The sequence below is a fragment of the uncultured Legionella sp. genome (assembly GCF_937871865.1).
Taxonomy (GTDB): Bacteria; Pseudomonadota; Gammaproteobacteria; order Legionellales; family Legionellaceae; genus Legionella.
The window spans coordinates 1-10,788 of the sequence record NZ_CALMPD010000022.1 but is presented as its reverse complement, the minus strand read 5'-3'; the positions used below and the strand labels follow the sequence as shown (position 1 = coordinate 10,788).

Sequence of the window (10,788 nt, the reverse complement as noted above, 5' to 3'; positions counted from 1 at the left end):
ATTGCATGATGCTCTAACGGTTGGATGGTTCATAAATGGGCCATCTTTTATATCCAGTACGCACCAGTTTGCGATATCATACGCAACCGTTACGTGAGCATAACCCGAACTACAATCTCGTCCGTCTCTAATGGTGAAACTACGTGGGCCTACCAGGGTCAAAAAGAGCTCGGATTCACTATAGCCGTTCACTATATAAATGCCAGGATGTGATGCATTGCTTAGATGAAAATAATCTTTGTATCCGCATAAACCTGCATTAGTCTCTGTACTTGCAGAGGCATTAAATGCCATCATCGTGCTGGCGGCCATCAGTAACCATTTGTTCATAAGCATATCCTTTCTTGTTATTATTATTGGGGGGGAATTATAAGGAAGTCATGAGCTCAAAACAATCATGTTGTCTTTTTTATTTCTTAAATGGTTGGGTTTCAGATTAATTCATTGACTGATTGATTGAAACCTTATGTTTGAAACTGGTAAGCTATCGATGCTTTTGAACATTCATTATTAAGAACTTGAAGCATGATAAATTATCCATTCGATCTAAAAATACTCACTGGAAAAAACATTCAACTAGAACCATTGGATGAAACTCACTATGATGCATTGCGTGTTGTTGCTCATGATGAGCGGATATGGGCTTATATGCCAATGAGTGCCTATGGAACTCATTTTGAACGTTGGTTTCAATACACCATGAATCAGCATCAACTTGGTAGTCAAATTACCTATACTGTTCGTCGCAGTAGCGATGCCATGGTTGTTGGTTGTCGCGCTTATTATGATTTTGAGATACAACATCGACGTTTGGAGGTTGGTTATGGTTGGTTTACCCCCGCAGTTTGGGGGACACGAATTAACCACGAATGTTTATGGTTAATGTTTCGTCAGGCAATAGAGGATTGGCGATTTAATCGCATCCAGATTGCGACAGATCCTAACAACAAACGCTCTTATAATACCTTGAAAAAACTGGGTGCTAAAGAGGAAGGCATCTTGCGTCAGCACATGATTCATCATAATGGCGCACTTACGGACACGGTGATTTTTAGTCTTCTTGCCGATGAGTGGGCCGTAATTAAAGAGGCGCTGTGGCATCGCCTTGAGCAATAATAAAACCTCTAGTTTAATGTGTTAGTAGTTCTGTTGCGATACGGTAGATGAATGCACAATGATTTATAGAGCCGTTTGCATCAACAAAGCTTCCTTGCTTTATCTGGGGTAGTGTCTTTTATACTCTTGCTGCGATAGTTGAGGCAACTCCGTTATTGTGTTCGGCCTCTAGCTCTTCAAGTTCAATAACAGGCTGGATTTGCGGAACTTGCGGTTTGGCAAACAAGCCGAAACGTTTTGTCAATTCATTAATTTGTGGTTTTGTATTGACGGCTTCTTCTAGATTGTTGTAAAGATGTTTACGAGTAGGGGTATATAGGTAAATAGTTTCCAGTAAATACAAGACGCAATGGATGAGATAAGTAAAACTAAAGTGATCTGCCGGTTTATGAGCCAGAATAATACGGCCAAAACTGGGATCTTCTACATCAAGTTTGATTTGGGAAAAACGTTCTTCAACTGTTAATGCTTCATTTTCTGCGAACTCGAGCAGGTTGTTTATTTTTTCAGTTTTATCGCCTAAGGTTTTTTCATTTTCAAAAAGCGAATCGTTTTGTTCGATTGCCAGAGTTGAGATACTAAAATAGTTTTTAAATTGAGCCAATGCTACTCGTACGGTATCAAGATGGAAGTATTTAACAAAATTGTTTTCTTCGAACAACTTTATTTTTTCTTTCAGTAAATTTCTTACCGTCAGATTGATGTCGTCCGTTGTTTTTGCTTTAAAAACAATTTGCTCTCGATAAGTCATTAAGTATTCGCGAAGTTTATTTCGATATTCCTTATCCGTATATTGCAAACCTATATGTCGATTACAGAATGCTTCCGTTTGTTTTTTGAAGGATTCTTCGGTGTAATTTTCTACGAAGAGCCGATTTGCTTTTTGCTGGCTTTGGGTTAAATCCTGCAGATAGGCTAGCTTTTCCCTGGTGGTGGCTAATTGCATTTGATAGGTCGCTTTGACGCCAAGATAATAATGATGAGCTGCTGCGACCAGGTCTTTTATTTGATTTAATTTAGGTTGATATTCTTTAAGACTTGAGTTCAATAAATCATCAAGCAACTTATTTTTCTCATTATCATCCGATTCCACGGTAAGCTTTAGCTGCAGTAAGACTAACTTGGGTAGCGCTTTCACATAAGACGTCATCATTTTGTCTTTTGTTATTTCGCGGAGCTCTGTTTTTTCTAGTTGTACTAATCCACCAGCGAAATTCTCATAAGCATTAATTAGATAGAATAGCTTATTGACGTGCTTATAATTTTTTTCTAATTTTTCAAGATGCTTTTCAGCGTTTTCAATTTTTTTGGTGGTAGTCTGAACTCTTTTTTCTATAGGGGTTTTATCGCAAATCAAGTCTACGTGGGTTTTGGCTGGCAATTCCAGAGGATATAAAAGCCCCTTATAGTACTCATCAATTATTTTTTTCAGCGGTCCCGATATATGGCCAGGTATTAATCCTAACTTATCTTCCCAGTGATCGGCTTCAAGAAGCATGGGGGTGAAGATTTTAGCGTTGAATTGATCCAGATTATTGATGACACCGTCGTGAGTGGTACTTATAAATTCATTCAGTTTACTTGTCATATTGCTGTACAGGCTAATCATATTCGGGATTTGCAAGAACAGCTTAAAATAAGAGCCTGCACTGTTAATAATGGACTCTATCTGGGCCGCAGATCTTTTGGCACTGATATGTAAGTCATTAAGCTCTTCAGCGGTCAGGTAATTATTATTACGTAAGCTTCTAATATGTTTGGGGCTGATATAAAACGCATTAAGCGTATACCAAAGGCCGTTAAATTGCATTTGATGTTTATAATTGACTTCATCCGGGGCAACCTGATATGGATCAATATGCTCTTCAATGGTGGCGTGCATTGTTTGTACTTTTTCCAATATTTCACGCGCAATAAGGCTAAAATGGGGATCCGTTGCCAAGTCTTTTGTTAAAACCATTATTTCATTTACGTGCTCATATGCCCGTGCTAAATGATAAACATAGCGGGATTCAGTACTGCGGTTATTCAGTTTTTCCAAATCGATCATGACTCTTTCAAGATGAAAAACACTATTGAATATTCGTTTTAGAGCGATAACCTGTTTATTCTGGGCAAGCAATGTGTGGGGGTCTTCTAATTCAGGGTAGGGTATTCCTGAGGACTGTTGCTTTAATTCTGCTTGCATGGCTTGATTAAATACTAACAGGTGTTTTTTGAGATCTGTGCGGAACTCATTGATGTATTTAGAATAATTGGTATGTTGAATGACATAATGTCCTCTATTGCCAATCGTAGCATCATGCTCTAACAAGGCCGCGTCATTTTCCTCTGTGAATTTGTCTTGAGCATATTTAGAGTACACTCGGCTTTTTCTGCTCCAGGATAAATCAATTTCGGTAAAATAAACCTGAAAATGCTCATCGAGTTGTTCAAACATATCAACCGCTGGAGCAGAATGGTGCGCATTATCGGTAAATGCATGTACTAAATATTTATCAAACTCCAAAGCAGATGATTTCAATTCAACGGGAATACCGTTAATAAAATAGGGTTGAAAAAGATTATACAAATTACGGCAACGCGCCTTAACCACTGTATCTAGTCGACTCAAGTGCAGGACTGTGCCATCTGTTTTACCTGGAGGTGTCACTTGTTTTTTTAATAGTGCAATAAATTCATCATAGGCATTTCTGGCAACCATAAATTTATCGCGTTTATTTTTATACCATTGTTCGAGATCCAAGGCTTGATCTGCGGTCAAGTCGCTTGGATTACTTAATACAATTTGTCCTTTAAATGGTTTGAATCCGAGATGTGAACGGCCGGTCAGTTGTTTAATTAACTTAAGCTCTGCATCCTTGGCAACTTGATACGAACTGGTAATCTTTTCTTTTAATTGAGCCATGTGCTCTTGATTATCAGGCGTTGATTGCAATGGGGTGATTTTTTTCTTTATTGCATCTACATAAACCAGGTTTTTATTATTTAACAAAATGACAGCACTTCGTTCTCTTAATAGAGGAGTTAATTCATCAATTTTTAATGCGTCTGAGCTAAGGGTTTGGCCTGCTTCTGAAGTGAATTCCAGTAATTTTGCTAAATATTTCTCTTTTGATGCGATTAATGTAGAAACATCATGCGGGTGATCAGGTAATTTTTCCCAAGGAATAACGGATGTTTCCAGTATTCCTTGCAAATTAATCAGTTCATATTTTAAACCGTTATTTGTGGTTTCAAGATAGAGGGTTTGGGGCTCATGTGGTATTGCTGCTTTAATTGTTAATTTTGCCGTAGCTGACGCATGTCCGGCAACTGCTATTAGCTCCAGGAGCTGAGGTAAGTATTTGCTTTCTGATGATTTTATTGCCGCAACATCACGGGGGATGTCTTTTAGTTTATCCCAAGAGATAAGAGCGGTTTCCACCGTTCCTTTTAAGCCGATTATTTCATACCGTAATCCCTCTGTCAGTGCTTCGAGATAAAGCGTCCTGGCAGTGTAATTTATTTTGGGGGTCGGTTTTAGGGTGTAGGTATTCGACAGGCTGAACAGGGCACAGCTGTGAGCCGGATTTAATGTCTCAGATTCATCGATTGCAAATACATTGGTTTGTTCACTGTAGGGAAACAAAACAAGATCGGTTTTTTTATTTACTGAATTAATTAAATCCATATTTAAATTGATATGGAATTCTTCCGTTGCTCGTTTTTTCGAGATGAAGGTTTGTAATTCATTTTTTCTTTCTAATACAAAGCTTAGATGATCTGCTGGTAATTCGTCGTTTAACCAACGAAAGGGTTTGCCAAACCATGAAGAAAAAGTCTCTGGACCTTGGAGGCTGTCAATAAGCCGATCATTTAAATCAAAGTCTACATGCATCATATAAGGACTAATCAGTTTATAATGGGTAATGAGTTGACTTTTAACTTCCGGAGGGAGCTGATGGGTAGCCAGCTCTTGATACAAGGGATTTTCCAGTATTTCGTAAAAACTGATTAACGCCTGTTCTGCTTTTTCGATTTTAAAAATGGCTTTGTTTGCTGCATTTATTCGCCCATAAGTCCGTTCTAATCTTAAGGCCAGAAAACGAGAGTCTTCTATGCTAAGCAACTCCTCGCCTTTTTCCTTGAAGTTAACGGGTTTGGATGCATACTTGATTAGGAGTCCATAGAGGGGGGTTATTTGTTCCATCAATGGGATAGACAACGTTCCAGGTTTTAACATGGCGTTGTCTTCTATCTTGTCTACTAATCCGAACAAGGTAGGTAACAGAACGTATTTTAATTGTGCAAGATTATCACGAATCACATCCTGAGAGGATTCACTAAAATGCCCCATTTGCTCAAGAGAGCTCATGGACAAGGTAATAATATTACGCATGATATGAATATAATTTAGGACTTTGAAGGATAAAAACAGGCTGTTTCCTTTTAAATTCTCCAAATCATTTAGTAACGTTAACGCAGCCTTACGTAATTCTTCCAGTTGTTGACTATTAAGTGTTGGTTCTCTTTCGGCAATAACGTAAGAGTATTTTTTGACGTATTGAGTAAACTGCGAAATATAACTGGGAAGTACGGCGCTGAATTGGGTGAGAAATTTATAATCCAAATCGCCGCTGCTAGGCTGCATTTGGTTTACTGCCGTTCCCATCACTTCCCCTACTTTATAGCTTATAGGATACTCTTGCAGGGTTTTAGTGAATTTTTTCGTATCTTCGGAGTGGCTGTTAATAAATTTCATTAACTTACCAACTACTGGAAGAATCATTTGTAATTCGTCGTTAAACATATCCTTAATATCAACATCCAAATGAGTTAACAAATAGGATGCTTGATAACCATGATGTATGGTATTGGAATAGATTCGCGCAATGTTTTCAACGGTGAGGCCGTCTTGTTTTAAATTAATAGACTCTAAATCTTCCAAGGCTAACCGGGCATGATAAAGTGCATTTATCATTTTCTTTATTTGTGAAATATTATCCGGATCAAGATCATAATTGGTATAAGGAACTCCTGTCTTATTTATTTTATTCAGATAAGGAGCGATTCTCGGATTAAAATAATTAGATTGTTGATTAAGCAACGTATCAAGAATTAATGAATTAATTGTGGTAATTAACTTGGAAAACTGATGTTCTCTCAGCGATTCTGACAGTTTAATTATGGCTTTAATTTTCTCTTGTATAATCATCAAAATACCAAAAACGTTGATTGCAAAGCATTATAGGTGAACTTTATTAACTCAATATTAACATAATAGTTTTAATAAGCTATCTGATAATAAATTTTTTAATGTGTTTAGCGATTGCTCGTTTAAGGTAAGTTTTTGATTCGATTCTATTTCAATTCCAACGTACTCGGAGTCATCAAATTGTTTGCGTAACGCGGTAGTAAAGCCATCTGCTATACCTTTGTACGGATAGTTCAGGCGTACTTTTATTGTTGGGGACAACTGTCGCAGTTCTTTTTGCCATTGTCTGCACAAAATTTTTTCTGAACTTCGTTGTGGATTATATAAAAATCCAATATCTGCCATGCGTACTAGGTCATTCATTATTGGAGTAAAGCTATGAATGGATAAATGCCATACTTGAAACTTCTGGTTTATCTTGCTTTTAATCAGGTCGGTTACTTGCTCGCGGTAAGGCAGATAATATTGATTGATTATCTTTATTTTTTCTTCTTGCGGGAGGTCTTGGGTAATTTCAGAAAAACATGAGGGGTGTTTCAGGCTTCTATTACAATCAATGAGAAGACGAGTGGTATGGGCCTGAATAAAATCACAGGGAACGGTTTTTTTGAGGTGATGAGCAATAGTTAAAGCACCAAAGTCAATCCCTCTATGGCTATTTAATAATTCTTTGAAGGGGTGGAATAGAGGAATGTATGGCTGGGGAACAGTATCTACCGCGTGTTCGCAACTGATAATTAACGCAATTTTTTTCATGATGGGGCAAATTGTTGGTTCGATAATAAGCACGATGCAAGTTGTCTGTATATTTGTTTTAATGGTTGGGCTGCGTATTCTTTATGCGCCGCCTTGAGAATGCGTTGGCTTAAATTTCCTTGACTCAAGATGAGCTCCAGTGCTGTTTGTTGCTTGTAAGGCAGTGCAGAACTAATGTGTTCTATCAGTATGGACCATATTTGGTTAATAGTCATGGACTTTGGAGGCAGTTGCCATTGCTTTAATAATTCCTTGTTTTCTACTTGTGTTTCTAGCCCTGTTTTTATTACTTGCTCATAGAGTTGCTTTAACAAAAGGGTGTCACATGGATTATCCAGGTGATAATGTGAGGATAAATGCCAGTTTTTTAAGATGGCGTTAATGGCATTGGCGATGGCAATATCTGCCTCAACGCATTCCTGGCTGTCCAAAATACGAATTTCAATTGCTTTGTGATCGAACTTAGGGATAGCTGCTCTGGAATTTAGCCATTGGTACTGCAATATTCCTTCTGGATCAAATGGGCGGATGTCCTGGTACATGGGATTTAATATTTTTTGCTGGTATTCTTCTTCACTACTTATGAATTCGGGGATTACTGCACCACTAATTGATGGAATTCGCTGTTGATTGTGATTATAAAAATAAAGTCTGGAGTCTAATAATCCTGTGGCTTTACCATCAAGAAATGGGGTGCTGGCAGCAAGTGCGGGTAATAGCGGTAAAATTAAACGAATAACATTATGTAATTGATTAAACTCTTCCTGATTTGCATAAGGCAAATTTACATGCATGCTTTGCAGGTTAGACCAGCCATGCCCTTTGCAATCAAAAATAGCATCAAACTGTTTATAAATGGCATTATTGCCATGGGGCCAACGCACTGTTTCGGTATGAGGGTTCATCCAGGGATGAGCGCCTGTTGGCAGTAACAATAATTCGTGTTGTTCCAGCAGCGGTTGTAATTCCTGAATCGTTTGTTGAAAGTGATCAGTTACTGGAGTAGTTGGTGCTTTAGGGCCATTATTTTTTAACTCCAGTACATGCATTACCAATTCATTACTGATTGCTATGTCGCCTAATTCCACTTCATTTACTTGATGTCCGGCTAATGTCCTTAGAATAAGATCACTTTTAGGCTGGACATTTAAATGTTCTTTATCCACTAACATGTATTCGATTTCGATACCTAATACGGAAAAAATTGAAAAGCTAGACATAACCGTGTTTCCTGCGAATACGTTGGAGAAAGACATTCATTATCTGGTGATATAAATTAGGGCCTAATATTTGATCTTCCAGGCCATTATCTATATTCGGATTGTCATTGACTTCAATCACATAATATTTGTCCCCGTGACTTTTTATATCAACACCATATAAACCATCGCCAATCAATCGGGTGCTTTTTAACGCGATTTTAAGTATGGCTTCGGGTACTAGATGAATAGGCAAGGTTTCATGATCTCCTTCCTTTTGTTCCTGAGCACCATGCCAATCATAAATTTGCCAATGGCCTTTAGCCATAAAATAGCGACAAGCAAATAAAGGTTTGTTATCCAAGATACCAATTCGCCAATCAAATTCAGTAGGAATAAAGGGCTGAACGACTACCAAATCCGAGGTTTTGAAAAATTGGTTCAGTGATTTTTGTAAACTTTTTTCATCATCAATTTTTACCACTCCATGGGAAAAGGCACTGTCTGGCTTTTTTAAGACGCAAGGAAATTCGATTTTTGGCAGTTGGGCGTCGTATTTGCTGATGAATAAGGTTTCCGGGGTCATTATTTGATGGCCACTTAACAATTCAGCAAGGTATACTTTATTGGAACATTTGATAATTGACTGCGGATCATCGATAACTACCAGGTTTTCTTGGGCGGCACGTCGTGACAAGCGATAAGTGTAATGGTTCACTGAGGTTGTGGCTCTGATAAACAAAGCATCATATTCTGCGATGGATTTACTTTCATTCTTATCAATAATATCTACATTCAAACCTAACTCTTCGCCAGCAGCAACAAATAACTCCAGTGCTTTTTTATTCGATGGCGCATTGGGTTCGCTTGGATCTACAAGAATGGCCAGATCATGGAAGCGTTGTTTCTTGCGCCATTGGTGTACTCTTTTTTTGGATAAATAGTTTTCCGCGGCATCTCGCATAAATTCTAGATGGTGTACTGGCACATTGGCAAGTGATAGTGGCGTTAATGTTTTTATCTTCCATTGTTTTTTCTTTTCAAGAGTAAAGCGGATCAACGGCAAGGGAAATAAACCATGTAATTGTTTGGCCAGAGTGGCATATCGTTTTGCCATGTTTTGGCCGAAGTATAAACTTAGGGTGAACTCATTACCTTTGATGTCATGCAAGCTGTGCTGAATTTCTTCATGAGTATCCTGGGATATTAATTTGGATAAACTGACATTTAATACATCCTGGATACTATGCACCGAGGGTAGGGCTTTATGATCTCGAGCCTGTGCCAACAGGGATACGTAATATCCTATAGTCTGATAATTGTAGGCCTGGCATAAATTAATGACTCGAAAAGATTTATTTTGATGATATTCGTCACCGCTCAGATATTCAGAAGTATGAACAATTGGGGCCAGCTTACTTAGAAACGACCAACTAGCAGGATCGTCTGTAACAATAACTGTTTGCATTTATCCCTCTTTGGATTCATTTATCGGTATGTAGACACTATAAGCTACGACACCATAGCAATTATTGTGATGCTTTAGAATATTCAGTATAGCAAGCAATTAAGGTTCCACAAGTGCAAATGATTGAATTGTGTTACAACGCAGATTCATTTTATTTTCAACGTGGAATTATTGGTGAAAACACTATATTAAGTCGATGCGGGTAAGAACGTCCCCCATGTCGAAACCCGCATTAAATTTCTGAAGCTTTAGGCTCAATAACCAAGAGATTTCCATCATAGGTTATAACTCCCAGCATAATTGAGTTGATTAAACGATTTATATTTACTTTATAGTAATTGTTGTGGAACAGAGGATTCTCGGCATGAGGGTCTGCGATGACGGCATGTCGCTTTTTGGCATCGTATCCGCACAGCACCACAAAATGTCCACAAGGGGTGCCTCTGATATCATCATAAATAGACTTGCCTTCCGGAGTGAAAAACTCGCGAGCACTCCAGTAAAGATTGGTGGCACTTAAACCCGTTATGATTGGAATATTCCTGGAAAAATATTTTTTAAGCAGATTAATATTCAATGGTTTTGCAGAGACTTTTCCACCTAATTTTAGGTATTCAATATATGCTTCTGATGATTGAGTAATATAGGGATCATTTTTATAGGTCATATGAGCATAGAGTTTGTCGATAAGAAATTTATTATCTACAGTTCCATCCTGGAACCAACTTGGATCAAATAAAACAAGGTTATAGATATAAATATTGGCATTGAATCCTTGTTGTAAGGCATGTTTGCCAAGCATTGGAGATAACGTTCCCCCGGATATGGAGCGGTCTATGGTTTGTATGATCTCGGGCAACGGCAATTCCAATCCGTAATATTGATACACTGCTTGCAGGCAGGTTGGGCCACAAGTTTCATCGTCAGGTTGAGTCTGGATAATTAATTCAATCATAGGGTTCAGCCTTGTCGTGTCGTTTCAATATAAGGCGCCATGATTAATAATTAGTCACTGGCTTGAACTTTGTCAACCGATTCGTTTGAAAAAAGAA

7 protein-coding genes are annotated in these 10,788 nt (G+C 38.1%); 1 reads left to right on the top strand and 6 read right to left on the bottom strand.

Translation table 11 applies throughout. From position 1 onward, the window contains the following. Positions 1-330 (bottom strand): hypothetical protein (locus tag Q0495_RS01330; RefSeq protein ID WP_298622261.1); only part of this gene is annotated, 330 nt, incomplete at its 3' end. 195 nt (positions 331-525) lie between these two features. On the opposite strand from Q0495_RS01330, the gene Q0495_RS01325 reads away from it, so the two are divergent. Further along, positions 526-1,116 carry a GNAT family protein gene (locus Q0495_RS01325; protein ID WP_298622259.1) on the top strand — a complete coding sequence of 197 codons (591 nt, stop codon included), beginning with the start codon at positions 526-528 and terminating at the stop codon, positions 1,114-1,116. A 118-nt stretch (positions 1,117-1,234) separates the two neighbouring features. Here Q0495_RS01325 and Q0495_RS01320 read toward each other — a convergent pair whose 3' ends face one another. The 5 genes from Q0495_RS01320 to Q0495_RS01300 all read right to left on the bottom strand — a co-directional run bounded on the left by Q0495_RS01320 (position 1,235) and on the right by Q0495_RS01300 (position 10,691). Further along, on the bottom strand, positions 1,235-6,313 hold the full coding sequence (locus Q0495_RS01320) for a protein SdhA (protein ID WP_298622257.1): 5,079 nt from the start codon (positions 6,311-6,313) through the stop codon (positions 1,235-1,237). A 57-nt stretch (positions 6,314-6,370) separates the two neighbouring features. Further along, positions 6,371-7,069, bottom strand: coding sequence for an N-formylglutamate amidohydrolase (locus tag Q0495_RS01315; protein ID WP_298622255.1), 699 nt, complete (start codon positions 7,067-7,069; stop codon positions 6,371-6,373). Continuing rightward, entirely contained in the window at positions 7,066-8,289 is a 1,224-nt protein-coding gene (locus Q0495_RS01310; protein ID WP_298622252.1) for a glutamate-cysteine ligase family protein, read from the bottom strand. Before Q0495_RS01310 ends, Q0495_RS01315 begins: the two co-directional genes overlap by 4 nt. After that, positions 8,282-9,736 carry a RimK family protein gene (locus Q0495_RS01305; protein ID WP_298622250.1) on the bottom strand — a complete coding sequence of 485 codons (1,455 nt, stop codon included), beginning with the start codon at positions 9,734-9,736 and terminating at the stop codon, positions 8,282-8,284. Before Q0495_RS01305 ends, Q0495_RS01310 begins: the two co-directional genes overlap by 8 nt. 232 nt (positions 9,737-9,968) lie before the next feature. Then, positions 9,969-10,691, bottom strand: a complete 723-nt coding sequence (locus Q0495_RS01300) for a C39 family peptidase (RefSeq protein ID WP_298622248.1) — start codon at positions 10,689-10,691, stop codon at positions 9,969-9,971. Positions 10,692-10,788: the final 97 nt, after the last annotated feature.

Coding starts and splice junctions, on each gene's coding strand:
- Q0495_RS01325 (WP_298622259.1), top strand. CDS start 526: ATGATAAATTATCCATTCGATCTAAAAATACTCACTGGAAAAAACATT.
- Q0495_RS01305 (WP_298622250.1), bottom strand. CDS start 9,736: ATGCAAACAGTTATTGTTACAGACGATCCTGCTAGTTGGTCGTTTCTA.
- Q0495_RS01315 (WP_298622255.1), bottom strand. CDS start 7,069: ATGAAAAAAATTGCGTTAATTATCAGTTGCGAACACGCGGTAGATACT.
- Q0495_RS01310 (WP_298622252.1), bottom strand. CDS start 8,289: ATGTCTAGCTTTTCAATTTTTTCCGTATTAGGTATCGAAATCGAATAC.
- Q0495_RS01320 (WP_298622257.1), bottom strand. CDS start 6,313: ATGATTATACAAGAGAAAATTAAAGCCATAATTAAACTGTCAGAATCG.
- Q0495_RS01300 (WP_298622248.1), bottom strand. CDS start 10,691: ATGATTGAATTAATTATCCAGACTCAACCTGACGATGAAACTTGTGGC.